Origin of the sequence: Lentzea nigeriaca (genome assembly GCF_016907955.1) — a bacterium.
GTDB lineage: Bacteria > Actinomycetota > Actinomycetes > Mycobacteriales > Pseudonocardiaceae > Lentzea > Lentzea nigeriaca.
In genome coordinates, this window is record NZ_JAFBCX010000004.1 from 663,219 (window position 1) to 679,279 (window position 16,061).

The following is a 16,061-nucleotide window of genomic DNA, read 5'->3' on the forward strand; positions in this document are numbered from 1 at the left end:
TGGATCTGCTCCCGCCGCACCCTGCGCGGGGTGACGTGAGCTGTCGCACAACTCACGTCGGTGAACGACGAAGGCCGGACCAACGAGTCGTTGGCCCGGCCTTGCGCCGAACTGCTGGCTACAGCTGGGTCACTTGACGATCTTGGTGACCGAGCCGGCGCCGACGGTGCGGCCACCCTCGCGGATCGCGAAGCGGAGGCCCTCGTCCATGGCGATCGGCTGGATCAGCTTGACCGACATGAAGGTGTTGTCACCCGGCATGACCATCTCGGTGCCCTCGGGCAGCGTCACAACGCCGGTCACGTCCGTGGTCCGGAAGTAGAACTGCGGACGGTAGTTGTTGAAGAACGGCGTGTGGCGGCCACCCTCGTCCTTGGACAGGATGTAGACCTGCGCCTCGAACTCGGTGTGCGGGGTCGTGGTGCCCGGCTTGACGATGACCATGCCGCGCTCCACCTCCTCGCGCTTGATGCCGCGGAGCAGCAGGGCGGCGTTGTCGCCGGCCTGGCCCTCGTCGAGGAACTTCTTGAACATCTCGATCGAGGTGACCGTGGTCTTCTTCGAGGTCTCCTTGATGCCGACGATCTCGACCTCTTCGTTGACCTTGATGATGCCGCGCTCGATACGGCCGGTGACGACCGTGCCACGACCGGTGATCGTGAAGACGTCCTCGACGGGCATGAGGAACGCCTTGTCAACCTCGCGCTCCGGCTCCGGGATCGCCGAGTCGACGGCGGCCATGAGCTCCAGAACGGACTTGCCCCAGGTCTCGTCGCCCTCCAGCGCCTTCAGCGCCGAAACGCGCACGACCGGCAGGTCGTCGCCCGGGAACTCGTACTCGGAGAGCAGCTCGCGGACCTCGAGCTCGACGAGCTCCAGGATCTCCTCGTCGTCGACCATGTCGGCCTTGTTGAGCGCAACGACGATGTAGGGGACGCCGACCTGGCGGGCCAGGAGGACGTGCTCCTTCGTCTGCGGCATCGGGCCGTCGGTCGCCGCGACCACCAGGATGGCGCCGTCCATCTGCGCCGCACCGGTGATCATGTTCTTGATGTAGTCGGCGTGACCGGGGCAGTCGACGTGCGCGTAGTGACGGTTCTCCGTCTGGTACTCGATGTGCGCGATCGAGATCGTGATGCCGCGCTGCTTCTCTTCCGGCGCCTTGTCGATCTGGTCGAACGCGAACGAAGCGTTCACATCGGGGTACGCGTCGTGCAGAACCTTGGAGATCGCCGCGGTCAGCGTGGTCTTGCCATGGTCGATGTGACCGATGGTGCCGATGTTGACGTGCGGCTTCGTCCGCTCGAACTTCGCCTTCGCCACTGGATTGTCCTCCTGGACTTCTTCTTTGCTGGTCCGGCGGGCAATGTAGTGGCCGCCCGCCGGACTTACACGTCAGGGTCGGATAGTGCGGACCCCAGGGACTTAACCCCGGAGAGCCCGCGGTGGAACTGCGGTGCTCCGGTGCGGGGTTATTCCCCAGTCGCCTTCGCGATGATCTCCTTCGAGACGTTCGCGGGAACCTCTGCGTAGGAGTCGAACACCATCGAGTAGTTGGCACGACCCTGGGTCTTGGACCGCAGGTCACCCACGTACCCGAACATTTCCGACAGCGGGACCAGCGCCTTGACGACACGGGTACCGCTGCGCTCCTCCATGGCCTGGATCTGGCCACGGCGGGAGTTCAGGTCGCCGATCACTTCACCCATGTAGTCCTCGGGCGTCGTGACCTCGACGGCCATGATCGGTTCGAGGATCGCGGGAGACGCCTGACGGGCGGCTTCCTTGAGGGCCATCGAACCAGCGATCTTGAACGCCATTTCCGAGGAGTCGACCTCGTGGTAGGCGCCGTCGAGCAGCGTCACCTTCACGCCGACCAGCGGGTAGCCCGCCAGCACGCCGTACTGCATCGCGTCCTGCGCACCCGCGTCGACCGACGGGATGTACTCACGCGGGATGCGACCACCGGTGACCGCGTTGACGAACTCGTAGAGAGCGCCGTCCTCGGTCTTCGGCAGCGGCTCGACGGTGACGAGCACCTTCGCGAACTGGCCGGAACCACCGGTCTGCTTCTTGTGGGTGTAGGAGTACTTCTCCACCGCCTTGCGGATGGTCTCCCGGTACGCCACCTGAGGCTTGCCGATGTTGGCCTCGACCTTGAACTCGCGGCGCATGCGGTCCACCAGGATGTCCAGGTGGAGCTCGCCCATGCCGGCGATGATGGTCTGGCCGGTCTCCTCGTCCAGGTTGACCCGGAAGGTCGGGTCCTCCTCAGCGAGCTTCTGGATCGCGGTGCCCAGCTTCTCCTGGTCGGCCTTCGTCTTGGGCTCGATGGCGACCTGGATGACCGGCTCCGGGAACGTCATCGACTCGAGGACGATCGGGTGCGCCGGGTCGGCAAGGGTCTCACCGGTCGTCGTGTCCTTCAGACCGATCACGGCGTAGATGTGACCGGCGATGGCCTCGGTGACCGGGTTCTCCTTGTTGGCGTGCATCTGGAAGATCTTCCCGATGCGCTCCTTGCGGTCCTTGGTCGCGTTGACGACCTGGGTGCCGGAGGCGACCTTGCCCGAGTAGACCCGGATGTAGGTCAGCTTGCCGAAGAACGGGTGCACGGCGATCTTGAACGCCAGCGCGGAGAACGGCTCGTCCGACGACGCCTTGCGGGTCGCGATGGTCTCGCCGTCCTGCAGCGTGCCCTCGACCGGCGGGAGGTCCAGCGGCGACGGCAGGAAGTCGATCACCGCGTCGAGCATGGGCTGAACGCCCTTGTTCTTGAACGCGGAACCGCACAGCACCGGGTAGGCGGAACCCTCGGCGACGATCTTGCGGATACCCGCCTTGATCTCGTCGACCGTGAGGTCGCCCTCCTCGAGGAACTTCTCCATCAGCTCGTCGCTGGTCTCAGCGACGGCCTCCAGCAGTCCCTCGCGGTACTCCTGCGCCTTGTCGACGAGGTCGGCCGGGATCTCCTCGACCGTGTAGTCCTCGCCCTTCTGGACCTCGCCACGCCACGTCAGAGCGCGCATCTCGACCAGGTCGACGACGCCGATGAAGTCGCTCTCGGCACCGATCGGGATCTGAATCGGGAGCGGCTTCGCGCCGAGGCGCTCGGAGATGGTGCGGATGGTGAAGTAGAAGTCCGCGCCGAGCTTGTCCATCTTGTTGACGAAGCAGATGCGCGGGACGTCGTACTTGGTCGCCTGCCGCCAGACCTGCTCGGACTGCGGCTCGACGCCCTCCTTGCCGTCGAAGACGGCAACGGCGCCGTCGAGGACGCGCAGGTTGCGCTCGACCTCGACGGTGAAGTCGACGTGGCCGGGCGTGTCGATCAGGTTGATCTGGTGGTTCTTCCAGTAGCAGGTCGTCGCGGCGGACGTGATGGTGATGCCGCGCTCCTGCTCCTGCTCCATCCAGTCCATCACGGCCGCGCCGTCGTGGACCTCGCCGATCTTGTAGCTGATCCCCGTGTAGAAGAGGATCCGCTCAGTCGTCGTGGTCTTGCCCGCGTCGATGTGCGCCATGATCCCGATGTTGCGGACCTTGGCAAGATCAGTGAGCACGTCCTGTGCCACGGGTCTTTCCCCTGTCTTGAGCTTGTCAGCTCACTAGGGCCGGGAGAGCCCGGCTCCTCGCGGAGCCGGGCGTCACATCACCAGCGGTAGTGGGCGAAGGCCTTGTTGGACTCGGCCATCTTGTGCGTGTCCTCACGGCGCTTGACGCTCGCACCGAGACCGTTGCTCGCATCGAGCAGCTCGTTCATCAGACGCTCGACCATGGTCTTCTCACGACGCTGCCGCGAGAAGGTGATCAGCCAGCGGAGCGCCAGCGTGGTGGCACGGCCGGGCTTGACCTCGACCGGGACCTGGTAGGTCGCGCCACCGACGCGGCGGCTCTTGACCTCGAGAGCCGGCTTCACGTTGTCGAGCGCGCGCTTCAGCGTGACGACCGGGTCGGTACCGGTCTTCTCGCGAGCACCCTCGAGCGCTTCGTAGACGATCTTCTCGGCCACCGAGCGCTTGCCGTCGATCAGCACCTTGTTGATGAGCTGAGTCACGAGCGGCGAGCTGTAGACCGGGTCGGAGATCAGCGGCCGCCTGGGGGCCGGTCCCTTGCGGGGCATCTCAGCTCTTCTCCTTCTTCGCGCCGTAACGGCTGCGAGCCTGCTTGCGGTTCTTCACACCCTGGGTGTCGAGAGAGCCACGGATGATCTTGTAACGAACACCCGGCAGGTCCTTCACACGACCGCCACGCACGAGCACCATCGAGTGCTCCTGGAGGTTGTGGCCCTCACCGGGGATGTACGCCGTGACCTCGATACCGCTGGTCAGCTTCACGCGAGCGACCTTGCGCAGTGCGGAGTTCGGCTTCTTGGGGGTGGTGGTGTAAACGCGGGTGCACACACCGCGCCGCTGCGGCGAGCCCTTGAGGGCCGCCGTCTTCTGCTTCGCCACCTTGTCCTGGCGGCCCTTGCGGACCAGCTGCTGGATCGTTGGCATTCGCCGGCTGCTTCTTCCGTCTTTGCGGGTTCCCCTCGCGGTTCACCCTGGTGTTTCTTGATCCCTCTCTGCACCCGAGGTCGGGCGTGTCGCCCGCTCCCAAGGTCCGCAAGCAACAGTTCAGACCAACAACGGCTTCAACTGTCCCTGCGAGTGGAGGACACCACGGCCTCACGGGCACGCGGAGCGGCCCGACATGGGTCGGGCACGAGTAGCAAAGATACCCGCCCACGTCTACCCGGGTCAAAACGGGGGTACCGGCGCGACGCGTGCAGTACACATGGCACCTGCGGATTCACCTCGACGGAAGGCGCGAAACGGTGTGGCGGCAGTGGATCGCGCCGGTGGTTCCCACGGCGCTGAGCGTGGTGGGCCTCACAGCGCTCTTCGGTCATTTCCACGAGGAGAGCCGTCCGGACGCCGTCGGCGACTGCTGGGCAGTGCGATACGAGAAGATCGAGTGCTCGGCCTACGCCGGTCGCCGGCCCCGAGCTCAGGGAACGCGCCGTGCTCTGCGTGCCGAGTGCGACGGCGCGCCGAAGGTGACCGCGGTCCTCACCGGCTCTTCTGGCGAAGGGAAGCCATGAAGTTCTCCGTTCTGGTCGCCGTGCTCGCACTGCTGTTGTCCGGCTGCTCCGGGTGGCACGAGCAGGCCGGTGTCGGCGAGTGCGCGAAGCAGGTCGACGTGAACGACACGAGCGTCGACATGGCCGAAGTGGACTGTTCGTCCCAGGAGGCCGCGTACCGCGTGTCGTCGCGCGAGAAGCGGACGATGTGCCCGACCGGCGACTACCTCGACGAGACGTCGGGCCGGTCGAGGAGGACCGGCAAGACGCGGTACTGCTACGTGCTCAACGTCGAGGAAGGCGACTGCCTCAAGGCGACCAACCAGTACTTCCAGAAGGTGAGCTGCGGTGCCGGGACGCGCAAGGTGACCAAGGTCGTCGACGGCAAGTCGGACCGCATGTTGTGCGTCGGGCAGGACTCGAAGACGTACTCGCAGCCGCAGCGGACGATCTGCATCACCAAGTGAATCTCGGTGGTTGGCTCCTGCTTGACTGTGTTCGTGGACGACCTGATCGCGGCAATGGCCTCGCTGACCGGCTCTTCCTCCGATCCCGAGGTGCTCGGCGGCGACCGCGGTGACGTCGTGGTGGTGCGCGTCGGCGACGTGGTCGCCAAGGCACACCCCGCGGACACCGAAGTGGACGCGCTGCGGCAACGGCTGGAGATCGCGGCGGCACACCCCGAGCTGATGCTGCCGCCGCTGAAACCGCTGCAGTTCGTGGAGGACCGGCCCGTCACGGTGTGGCCGTACGGCACGCCGGTGAGCCAGGCGGACCCCGACGCGGCGCCGTGGGAGGAAAGCGCCGCACTGCTGGCGCGGCTGCACGCGCTGCCCGTGCAGGGCCCGGTGGCGGGCGCTCCGGAACGAATCGTGCGGGCCATCAAGGCCATGCCACCCGATCTACCGAACGCCGACGTCGTCTTGGAGGCCTTCCAATCCCTTCCGCCGTTGGACATGAGCGGCCGTGCGCTGATCCACGGCGATTGGCACCTCGGACAGCTCGTGCACCGGGGTGCGTGGCGGCTCATCGACGTCGACGATCTGGGGGTCGGCGATCCGGTGTGGGACCTGGCCCGACCTGCGGCTTTGTTCGCCGCAGGCATCCTTCCGGGTGATCTTTGGGCGCGGTTTCTCAACGCCTACCGTGAAACGGGAGGTGTGGCGCTGCCGACATCGGAATGGGAGGCGCTCAACATCCCGGCTCAAGCGTACGTTGTGCAAATGGCAGCGCGGGCACTAGTGACCGGCCTGCAAGCAGTGGAACCGCTGGTCGAGGCATGCCGTCGGATCATCGCTACGTACGGCAACGGCGACCGCGGCTAATATCGTTTTTGTCCGGTCCCACCCAGGAGGCTCACCACGATGCAGTGTCCCAAGTGTCATGCGAACATGCGCACGTTCGACCGCATGGGCGTCCACATCGAGCAGTGCGACGGCTGCCGCGGGGTCTTCCTCGACTACGGCGAGCTCGAGTCGATCACCCGCCTCGAGGCCACGTTGCACACGCCGCCGCCCGCAGCCCCGGCCCCTCCGCCCGCCGCCTACCCGCAGCCGGTTCAGCCCGCGTGGGGTGCCGCCCCGCAGCAGATCCACCACCACCACGGCGGCCACGGCTACTACGGCCACCGCAAGCACCACGGCCTCTCGGGTCTCTTCTTCTCTTCGTGAGCCCGGTGACGGCCCCGGATCCCTGCTCCGGGGCCGTTGACGACTACCGAATTTCGGGGCGATAATCGGTAGTCAACGGGAGGAGTAGCCATGTCTGTCGCGACCGAGGCCGCCCACATCCGCGATCTCTTCGCAACGATCGAGGAGATCGAGTCCGTGGCGTCGTCCCTGGCAGAAGACGACGAACGCCGTCACAAGCTCGACGGCGTAGTGGCAAAGACCCTGCGCCAAGCCCCACCCGTCCGCCCGGTCGTGGCCGGCGAACTCCTCGACCTCACCGAGAAAACCGTGAAGGCCTGGGCCCGCGAAGGCGTACTGGCCATCCACAGCCAAGAACCGCGCATGCTCCTCGACACCGTGCGCCTCCACGAGGTACTCCACCTCGTCTCCGACCTCCGCCGCGCAGGCAAAACCCGCGGCCTCATCGACGAAGTCCACCGCCGCCTCAGCGACCAGTCCCTCCTCGACCGGTCCGACCTCGCCTCCTCGTTGGACGAGATGCGCAGCGGCAAGGGACGCGTGGTCCGCCCAGTTTGATCCAGGTAGTAGAAACCCACACCGCTCACGCCCAGGCCAACGGCCTCCGCGGCCGAGCCCGCCTGGCCTACGAACGCTTCCTGGACGAACTGTCCCACTCCGGCTGCGCCGCCCTCGGCTACCGCGTGACGGGCCCGGAACCTCTTCCGCGCCTGTGCGTCAAACATCTGCGCGGTACCGACCGGGTGGTGGTCGCCTTCCCGTCCCCAGAAGTCGTGTGGGTCCTGCTGGTCGGCCCGCACGACGACGACCCCGGACTCGACCTCTACGAAGCCCTCTACGAGATGGCCGGCGTCCGCCCGCGCCTCTCCGAGAAGCGCACCAAGCCCCGCTGCTGCACCGACGAGTCCGGCATCCCACCTCTGGTGGACGAACACCTGGTCGACGACCTGGTCATCCGCGCCCGAGCGCTGGCGCGCGTCCGTCGCCGCTAGGACCCCTGATCGAACACGAACCCCTATCGACACTACCGACAAATTTTCTTGTCAAGACAGACTGAGTTGTCTTACGCTCGATCCCAACGACGAACGGAGACCACGATGTCCTTCCAGGCCTACCTCGACGGCGCGGAGAAGAAGACCGGCAAGACCCCGGCCGAACTGCTGGCGGCGGCCGCTGAGCGTGGCTACGACGCCACCACGAAGGCAGGCGTGGTCCTCGAGTGGTTGAAGAACGACTACGACCTGGGCAGAGGCCACGGCATGGCGCTGTACCACGTGCTGAAGAACGGCCCAGAGATCAGCGACAAGCACGTGGGCGCCAAGGGCAGCCACCGAGACGAGTCGACCACGCTACGACTCGACGGCATCGCCAACCGCCAGGCATGCTGACGCAAGGGTCCCCCGCGATTTCGGCTCCCCCGCGACCCAACGTACCGAGCGGGTCTGACACTGCCAGCGATCTCACGGCGATGGCGTAGGCGAGCGGCGAAGGCGCAGCCGAGTCGCCCCGAAGCGGACGGCGAGGCCCAAGCGAAGGCGGAGCCGAGCAGTCCTAGCACACCGGGCCGGTGGGGTAGATCCCGCCCGGACGTAACCACCCACGCAACCGCAAGTCGCCCAACGCACCAAGCGTGCCATCAACCCGTGCACGGCGATGGCGGGTCTTTGATCAGATTGGCGGGATCCGGGGCGGAGCCCCGAAAGCCTGAAACCCACCCGCCAAACGCAACCCACAAACAAAACAGCCCCCGGAAGCCAAGGCTCCCAGGGGCTGTTCAGCACCAACGACTAGCGGTAGTCGCGACCGAAGTCGTAGTCGTCCAACGGCACCGCGGCACCAGTTCCAGTCCCGAAGACGTCCGGCGTGTAGTACCCGTCGTCGTAGGAGGGGATCGCGTACGCAGCCGCACGCGCCTCCTCGGTCGGCTGAACCTGGATGTTCCGGTACCTGTTGATGCCCGTACCAGCCGGGATCAACTTACCGATGATCACGTTCTCCTTCAGACCGATGAGCTTGTCCGAACGCCCGTTGATGGCGGCGTCGGTCAGCACACGAGTGGTCTCCTGGAACGACGCCGCGGACAGCCACGAGTCGGTCGCCAGCGAGGCCTTCGTGATACCCATCAGCACCGGACGACCGGCTGCCGGCTCGCCACCCTCGGCGACGACGGCGCGGTTGCCCGACTCGAAGTCCGCGCGCTCGACCAGCGAGCCCGGCAGGAACTCCGTGGCACCCGAGTCGATGATCGTGACCCGGCGGAGCATCTGCCGGACGATGACCTCGATGTGCTTGTCGTGGATGGCCACACCCTGGGCGCGGTACACCTTCTGCACTTCCTGCACCAGGTGCAGCTGGGCCTCGCGCGGGCCCATGACGCGCAGGACCTCGTGCGGGTCCGGGGTACCTTCCAGCAGCTGCTGGCCGACGGCCACGTGGTCGCCGTCCTGCAGCGGGCCGGTCGCCGTGTTGGCGAGACGCTGACGCTTGGACAGCTTCTCGAACACGATCTCCTCGGAGCCGTCGTCCGGGATCAGCGTGATCTTCCAGAAGCGGTCGCCGTCCTCGATGCGAACGCGGCCGTCGACGTCGGCGATCGGCGCCTTGCCCTTCGGGACACGGGCCTCGAAGAGCTCCTGGACACGGGGCAGACCGGTCGTGATGTCGTCACCGGCCACACCACCCTGGTGGAACGTACGCATCGTCAGCTGCGTACCGGGCTCACCGATCGACTGGGCGGCGACGATGCCGACGGCCTCGCCGACGTCGACCAGCTTGCCGGTCGCCATCGAGCGGCCGTAGCAGGACGCACACACACCGACGGCCGACTCGCAGGTCAGCACCGAGCGCACCTTCACGCGGATGATGCCCGCATCGACCAGCGACTGCATCGCCGGGTCGCCGAGGTCGTCGCCGCGGTTCAGGATCAGGTTGCCCTGAGCGTCGTGGATGTCGTCCGCGACCGTGCGGGCGTAGACCGACGTCTGCGCGAACTCGTGCAGGACGACCTTGTCGCCCAGCTGCTCGCCGACGGTCATGTTCACGCCACGCGTGGTGCCGCAGTCGACCTCGCGGATGATGACGTCCTGCGAGACGTCCACCAGACGACGGGTCAGGTAACCCGAGTCGGCGGTACGCAGCGCGGTGTCGGCGAGACCCTTGCGGGCACCGTGCGTCGCGATGAAGTACTCCAGCACCGACAAGCCCTCGCGGAACGAGTTCTTGATCGGGCGCGGGATGTACTCACCCTTCGGGTTGGTCACGAGACCACGCATACCCGCGAGTGAACGGACCTGCGTCATGTTGCCGGCGGCGCCGGACTGGACGATGACGCGGATCGAGTTGTCCTCGGGGAAGTTGTCTTCCATGATCTCGTGGACCTGCTCGGTGGCCTTGGTCCACACCTTGACCAGCTCGGAGTTGCGCTCCTCGTGGGAGAGCTGACCGCGCTGGTAGCGCTTCTCGACGGCGTCCGCGAGGCGCTCGTGCTCCTCGAGGATGTCCTGCTTCGCCGCGGGCACGAGGACGTCCGAGATCGCGACGGTCACGCCGGAACGGGTGGCCCAGTGGAAACCGGCGTCCTTCAGCTTGTCCAGCGTCCGGGCGACGGTGACCATCGGGTACCGCTCGGCGAGGTCGTTGATGATCACGGCCTGCCGCTTCTTGGGCATGACCTCGTTGATGAAGGCGTAGTCCTGCGGCAGGATCTCATTGAACAGCACACGACCCAGCGTGGTCTCCGCGAGCCACGGCTGACCGGGCTCCCAGCCCTCCGGCTCCTGGCCCTTCGGCGGGTTCTTGTCCGTGATGCGGATCTTCACCATCGCCTGCAGGCCCAGGACCTTGCGGTCGAACGCCATCAGGGCCTCGGCGGGCGACGAGTAGGAGTGACCCTCGCCGATGTCGCCGGCCTTGTGCCTGGTCAGGTGGTACAGACCCGTCACCATGTCCAGACGCGGCATGGCCAGCGGCTTGCCGGACGCCGGGGACAGGATGTTGTTCGACGACAACATCAGGACGCGGGCCTCGGCCTGCGCCTCGGCCGACAGCGGCAGGTGAACAGCCATCTGGTCACCGTCGAAGTCGGCGTTGAACGCCTCACAGACCAGCGGGTGCAGCTGGATGGCCTTGCCCTCGACCAGCTGCGGCTCGAAGGCCTGGATGCCGAGGCGGTGCAGCGTAGGAGCACGGTTCAGCAGCACCGGGTGCTCGGTGATGACCTCTTCCAGCACGTCCCACACGGCCGGGCGCGCACGCTCGACCATCCGCTTGGCGGACTTGATGTTCTGCGCGTGGTTGAGGTCGACCAGCCGCTTCATCACGAACGGCTTGAAGAGCTCCAGCGCCATCTGCTTGGGCAGACCGCACTGGTGCAGCTTGAGCTGCGGGCCGACCACGATGACCGAACGGCCGGAGTAGTCGACGCGCTTGCCGAGCAGGTTCTGGCGGAACCGGCCCTGCTTGCCCTTCAGCAGGTCGGACAGCGACTTCAGCGGGCGGTTACCGGGACCGGTGACCGGGCGGCCGCGGCGGCCGTTGTCGAACAGCGCGTCGACGGCCTCCTGCAGCATCCGCTTCTCGTTGTTGACGATGATCTCGGGCGCGCCGAGGTCGATCAGTCGCTTGAGGCGGTTGTTGCGGTTGATGACGCGGCGGTACAGGTCGTTCAGGTCGGAGGTCGCGAAGCGGCCACCGTCGAGCTGCACCATCGGGCGCAGGTCCGGCGGGATGACCGGAACGCAGTCGAGCACCATGCCCTGCGGGTTGTTGCGGGTCGCCTGGAACGCGGCCACGACCTTCAACCGCTTGAGCGCACGCAGCTTCTTCTGGCCCTTGCCGCTGCGGATCGTCTCGCGCAGGACCTCGGCCTCGGCGTCGACGTCGTAGTCACCCAGCAGCTTCTGGATGGCCTCGGCGCCCATGGCACCGGTGAAGTAGTCGCCGTAGCGGTCGTACAGCTCGCGGTAGAGCAGCTCATCGGCGATGAGCTGGCCCTTCTCCAGCTTGGTGAAGGTGCTCCAGATCTCGTCGAGCCGATCCAGCTCGCGCTGGGCGCGGTCGCGGAGCTGGCGCATCTCGCGCTCGCCGCCCTCCTTGACCTTGCGGCGGACGTCGGACTTGGCGCCCTCCGCCTCCAGCTCGGCCAGGTCGGCTTCCAGCTTCTGAGCACGCGCCTCGACGTCCGCGTCACGGCGGTTCTCGACGCGCTTGCGCTCGACCTGCATCTCGCTCTCGAGCGTCGGCAGGTCGTTGTGGCGCAGCTCGGTGTTGACGCCCACGATGACGTAGGCGGCGAAGTAGATGATCTTCTCGAGGTCCTTGGGGGCCAGGTCGAGCAGGTAGCCCAACCGGCTGGGAACGCCCTTGAAGTACCAGATGTGCGTGACCGGAGCGGCGAGCTCGATGTGGCCCATGCGCTCACGACGCACCTTCGCACGGGTCACCTCGACGCCGCAGCGCTCACAGATGATGCCCTTGAAGCGCACGCGCTTGTACTTGCCGCAGTAGCACTCCCAGTCCCTGGTGGGACCGAAGATCTTCTCGCAGAACAAGCCGTCCTTCTCGGGCTTGAGCGTGCGGTAGTTGATGGTCTCGGGCTTCTTGACCTCGCCGTAGGACCACTGGCGGATGTCGTCCGCGGTCGCGAGACCGATGCGGAGCTCATCGAAGAAGTTGACGTCGAGCACGTCTACTCTCTTCCCCTTTTTAGATCGGTGGCAGCAGGAGCTGGTCGGAAAGGTCAGGGAGCGCTACGCGGGAGGCATTGCGCTCCCTGACCCGAGCGAGGTGACTAGTTGACGACGTCGTCCACGGAGGGCGACTCGGACCGCGACAGGTTGATGCCGAGGTTCGCGGCCGCGCGCTCCAGGTCCTCGTCGTCGCCGTCGCGCATCTCGATCGCGGCACCGTCCGAAGACAGGACCTCGACGTTGAGGCACAGCGACTGCAGCTCCTTGAGCAGCACCTTGAAGGACTCCGGAATACCGGGTTCCGGGATGTTCTCGCCCTTGACGATGGCCTCGTAGACCTTCACGCGGCCGAGCACGTCGTCGGACTTGATGGTGAGCAGCTCCTGCAGGGTGTACGCGGCGCCGTACGCCTGCATCGCCCAGCACTCCATCTCACCGAAGCGCTGACCACCGAACTGCGCCTTACCACCCAGCGGCTGCTGCGTGATCATCGAGTACGGGCCGGTCGAACGCGCGTGGATCTTGTCGTCGACCAGGTGCAGCAGCTTCAGGATGTACATGTAGCCGACCGACACCGGGAACGGGTACGGCTCGCCGGAGCGACCGTCGAAGAGCTGAGCCTTGCCGTTCTCCTTGACCATCCGCTCACCGTCGCGGTTCGGGATGGTCGAGCCCAGCAGACCCGTGATCTCCTCTTCCTTCGCGCCGTCGAACACCGGCGTCGCCGTCCGGGTGTTCGGCTCGACGTCGTACAGCTCCTCGGGCAGGTTCTTCGCCCAGTCCGGGTCGCCGTTGATGCTCCAGCCCTGCTTGGCGATCCACCCGAGGTGGGTCTCCAGCACCTGGCCGATGTTCATACGACGCGGCACACCGTGCGTGTTCAGGATGATGTCGACCGGCGTGCCGTCCTCGAGGAACGGCATGTCCTCGACGGGGAGGATCTTGCCGATGACGCCCTTGTTGCCGTGGCGGCCGGCGAGCTTGTCACCGTCCTGGATCTTGCGCTTCTGGGCCACGTAGACGCGGACGAGCTCGTTGACGCCCGGAGGCAGCTCGTCGTCGTCCTCACGCGAGAAGACGCGGATGCCGATGACCTTGCCGTACTCGCCGTGCGGCACCTTGAGCGAGGTGTCGCGGACCTCGCGCGCCTTCTCACCGAAGATCGCGCGGAGCAGGCGCTCCTCGGGGGTCAGCTCGGTCTCGCCCTTGGGCGTGACCTTGCCGACGAGGATGTCGCCCGGCTGCACCTCGGCACCGATGCGGATGATGCCGCGCTCGTCGAGGTCGGCGAGGACCTCCTCGGAGACGTTCGGGATGTCCCGCGTGATCTCCTCGGCGCCCAGCTTCGTGTCGCGGGCGTCGATCTCGTGCTCCTCGATGTGGATCGAGGTCAGGACGTCGTCCTGGACGAGACGCTGCGACAGGATGATCGCGTCCTCGTAGTTGTGGCCTTCCCACGGCATGATCGCCACGAGCAGGTTCTTGCCGAGCGCCATCTCACCGTTCTCGGTGCACGGCCCGTCGGCCAGGACCTGACCCACCTCGACCCGGTCGCCCTCGTTGACGATGGGCTTCTGGTTGATGCAGGTGCCCTGGTTCGAGCGACGGAACTTGTGCAGCGCGTAGGTGTTGCGCGCACCGTCGTCGGCCATGACGGTGATGTAGTCGGCGGAGACCTCCTCGACCACACCGGTCTTCTTCGCGACGACGACGTCACCGGCGTCGACGGCAGCGCGCAGCTCCATGCCGGTGCCGACCAGCGGCGACTCGGAACGCAGCAGCGGCACGGCCTGACGCTGCATGTTCGCACCCATCAGGGCGCGGTTCGCGTCGTCGTGCTCGAGGAACGGGATCATGGCGGTCGCGGCCGACACCATCTGGCGCGGCGAGACGTCCATGTAGTCGACGTCCATCGGGTCGATGAACTCGACCTCGCCGCCCTTCTTGCGGACCAGGACGCGGTCGTCGGTGAAGTTGCCCTCGTCGTCGGTCGGCGAGTTGGCCTGCGCCTTGACGAAGCGGTCTTCCTCGTCCGCCGTCAGGTAGTCGATCTGGTCGGTGACCCGGCCGTCGACGACCTTGCGGTACGGCGTCTCGATGAAGCCGAACGGGTTGACCCGCGCGTAGCTCGAGAGCGAACCGATCAGACCGATGTTCGGGCCTTCCGGCGTCTCGATCGGGCACATGCGGCCGTAGTGCGACGGGTGGACGTCGCGGACCTCCATGCCCGCCCGCTCACGGGACAGACCACCGGGGCCCAGCGCCGACAGGCGGCGCTTGTGGGTGAGACCCGCGAGCGGGTTGGTCTGGTCCATGAACTGCGACAGCTGCGAGGTGCCGAAGAACTCCTTGATCGCCGCCACGACGGGACGGATGTTGATCAGGGTCTGCGGCGTGATGGCCTCGACGTCCTGCGTGGTCATGCGCTCGCGGACGACGCGCTCCATGCGGGACAGACCGACGCGGATCTGGTTCTGGATCAGCTCACCGACGGTGCGCAGGCGGCGGTTGCCGAAGTGGTCGATGTCGTCGACCTCGACGGGAACCTCGGTGCCGTCGGCACCGTCCATCTGCGTCTCACCCGCGTGCAGGCGAACGAGGTACTCGATCGTCGTGACGATGTCGTCCTCGGTCAGCACACCGGTGTTGATCTCGGTGGTCAGGCCCAGCTTCTTGTTGACCTTGTACCGGCCGACCTTCGCCAGGTCGTAGCGCTTGTCCTTGAAGAACAGGTTCTCCAGCAGGGCCTGCGCCGACTCCTTCGTCGGCGGCTCGCCCGGACGCAGCTTGCGGTAGATGTCGAGCAACGCCTCGTCGGTACCCGCGGTGTGGTCCTTCTCGAGCGTGGTCAGCAACGTCTCGCTGAACGCGAACCGCTCGCGGATCTGCTCGGTGCTCCAGCCCAGAGCCTTCAGCAGCACCGTCACCGGCTGGCGACGCTTGCGGTCGATGCGGACACCAACGGTGTCGCGCTTGTCGACGTCGAACTCCAGCCAGGCACCCCGGGACGGGATGATCTTGACGCTGAAGACGTCCTTGTCCGTCGTCTTGTCGACCGCGGTGTCGTAGTAGACACCAGGCGAACGCACGAGCTGCGAGACAACCACGCGCTCGGTGCCGTTGATGATGAACGTGCCCTTGTCCGTCATCATCGGGAAGTCACCCATGAACACCGTCTGGCTCTTGATCTCACCAGTGGTGTGGTTGGTGAACTCCGCCGTGACGAACAGCGGTGCCGCGTACGTCATGTCCTTGTCCTTGCACTCTTCGGTCGAGGCCTTGACCTCGTCGAAGCGCGGGTCGGAGAAGGACAGTGACATGGAGCCGGAGAAGTCCTCGATCGGCGAGATCTCGTTGAGAACCTCTTCGAGACCACTGGTCGGGGTCTCGTCACCGGCGTCTACGCGGCGCTGGAACCACGCCTCGTCACCGGTGAGCCATTCGAAGGACTGGATCTGCAGGTCGAGCAGGTTGGGCGTCGAGAGCGGCTCGTGAATCTTTGCGAACGAGACGCGCTTCGGCGCTCCAGGGATCCCCGACGTGGAGTTGGTCGCAGCAGTGGCCTTGGTCGCGCGAGAGATCGCCAAGATGCGTCCTTCCAGGGACAGGTAGCTGGCTAGAGCGAACTAGCACGGCTGTCAAGGGTGCGGCGATGCCCGA

The 16,061-nt window shown here is 66.2% G+C and carries 13 protein-coding genes; 7 read left to right on the plus strand and 6 right to left on the minus strand.

What is annotated here, in order from left to right; all coding sequences use genetic code 11:
* Positions 1-129 precede the first annotated feature (129 nt).
* The 4 genes from tuf to rpsL all read right to left on the minus strand — a co-directional run bounded on the left by tuf (position 130) and on the right by rpsL (position 4,499).
* Complete coding sequence (gene tuf, locus JOD27_RS17660; protein ID WP_204763289.1) at positions 130-1,323, minus strand: elongation factor Tu; 1,194 nt, start codon at positions 1,321-1,323, stop codon at positions 130-132.
* 149 nt (positions 1,324-1,472) lie between these two features.
* Positions 1,473-3,575, minus strand: coding sequence for an elongation factor G (gene fusA, locus JOD27_RS17665; protein WP_204763290.1), 2,103 nt, complete (start codon positions 3,573-3,575; stop codon positions 1,473-1,475).
* A gap of 77 nt (positions 3,576-3,652) precedes the next feature.
* A complete protein-coding gene (rpsG, locus tag JOD27_RS17670; protein WP_189259753.1) occupies positions 3,653-4,123 on the minus strand; it encodes a 30S ribosomal protein S7 in 471 nt (156 codons plus the stop codon).
* Between the two features lies 1 nt (position 4,124).
* A complete protein-coding gene (rpsL, locus tag JOD27_RS17675; RefSeq protein ID WP_030473471.1) occupies positions 4,125-4,499 on the minus strand; it encodes a 30S ribosomal protein S12 in 375 nt (124 codons plus the stop codon).
* Positions 4,500-4,768: 269 nt separating this feature from the next.
* Here rpsL and JOD27_RS17680 point away from each other — a divergent pair, with 269 nt between their 5' ends.
* The 7 genes from JOD27_RS17680 (at position 4,769) to JOD27_RS17710 (ending at position 8,102) form a co-directional block, all read left to right on the plus strand.
* Entirely contained in the window at positions 4,769-5,086 is a 318-nt protein-coding gene (locus JOD27_RS17680) for a hypothetical protein (protein WP_204763291.1), read from the plus strand.
* Positions 5,083-5,532 (plus strand): LppU/SCO3897 family protein, encoded by a 450-nt coding sequence (locus JOD27_RS17685; RefSeq protein WP_204763292.1) that lies wholly within the window; start codon positions 5,083-5,085, stop codon positions 5,530-5,532. Before JOD27_RS17680 ends, JOD27_RS17685 begins: the two co-directional genes overlap by 4 nt.
* 27 nt (positions 5,533-5,559) lie before the next feature.
* A complete protein-coding gene (locus tag JOD27_RS17690) occupies positions 5,560-6,390 on the plus strand; it encodes a phosphotransferase family protein (protein ID WP_307830189.1) in 831 nt (276 codons plus the stop codon).
* Between the two features lie 39 nt (positions 6,391-6,429).
* Positions 6,430-6,735: a TFIIB-type zinc ribbon-containing protein gene (locus JOD27_RS17695; RefSeq protein WP_204763293.1), complete on the plus strand. Its 306-nt coding sequence runs from the start codon at positions 6,430-6,432 to the stop codon at positions 6,733-6,735.
* Between the two features lie 90 nt (positions 6,736-6,825).
* Complete coding sequence (locus JOD27_RS17700; protein ID WP_204763294.1) at positions 6,826-7,272, plus strand: hypothetical protein; 447 nt, start codon at positions 6,826-6,828, stop codon at positions 7,270-7,272.
* Complete coding sequence (locus JOD27_RS17705) at positions 7,269-7,706, plus strand: hypothetical protein (RefSeq protein ID WP_204763295.1); 438 nt, start codon at positions 7,269-7,271, stop codon at positions 7,704-7,706. Before JOD27_RS17700 ends, JOD27_RS17705 begins: the two co-directional genes overlap by 4 nt.
* Before the next feature lie 105 nt (positions 7,707-7,811).
* Complete coding sequence (locus tag JOD27_RS17710; protein ID WP_204763296.1) at positions 7,812-8,102, plus strand: DUF4287 domain-containing protein; 291 nt, start codon at positions 7,812-7,814, stop codon at positions 8,100-8,102.
* A gap of 399 nt (positions 8,103-8,501) precedes the next feature.
* Here JOD27_RS17710 and JOD27_RS17715 read toward each other — a convergent pair whose 3' ends face one another.
* Positions 8,502-12,398 carry a DNA-directed RNA polymerase subunit beta' gene (locus tag JOD27_RS17715; protein ID WP_204763297.1) on the minus strand — a complete coding sequence of 1,299 codons (3,897 nt, stop codon included), beginning with the start codon at positions 12,396-12,398 and terminating at the stop codon, positions 8,502-8,504.
* Positions 12,399-12,502: 104 nt separating this feature from the next.
* The gene (gene rpoB, locus JOD27_RS17720; RefSeq protein WP_204763298.1) at positions 12,503-15,988 is read right to left on the minus strand and encodes a DNA-directed RNA polymerase subunit beta; all 3,486 of its coding nucleotides are present in this window, start codon (positions 15,986-15,988) and stop codon (positions 12,503-12,505) included.
* Positions 15,989-16,061 lie beyond the last annotated feature (73 nt).

Bases quoted from the DNA above. Each gene is read 5' to 3' on its own strand.
- rpsG (WP_189259753.1), bottom strand. From the start codon at position 4,123: ATGCCCCGCAAGGGACCGGCCCCCAGGCGGCCGCTGATCTCCGACCCG.
- rpsL (WP_030473471.1), bottom strand. From the start codon at position 4,499: ATGCCAACGATCCAGCAGCTGGTCCGCAAGGGCCGCCAGGACAAGGTG.
- JOD27_RS17685 (WP_204763292.1), top strand. From the start codon at position 5,083: ATGAAGTTCTCCGTTCTGGTCGCCGTGCTCGCACTGCTGTTGTCCGGC.
- JOD27_RS17695 (WP_204763293.1), top strand. From the start codon at position 6,430: ATGCAGTGTCCCAAGTGTCATGCGAACATGCGCACGTTCGACCGCATG.
- JOD27_RS17700 (WP_204763294.1), top strand. From the start codon at position 6,826: ATGTCTGTCGCGACCGAGGCCGCCCACATCCGCGATCTCTTCGCAACG.
- JOD27_RS17710 (WP_204763296.1), top strand. From the start codon at position 7,812: ATGTCCTTCCAGGCCTACCTCGACGGCGCGGAGAAGAAGACCGGCAAG.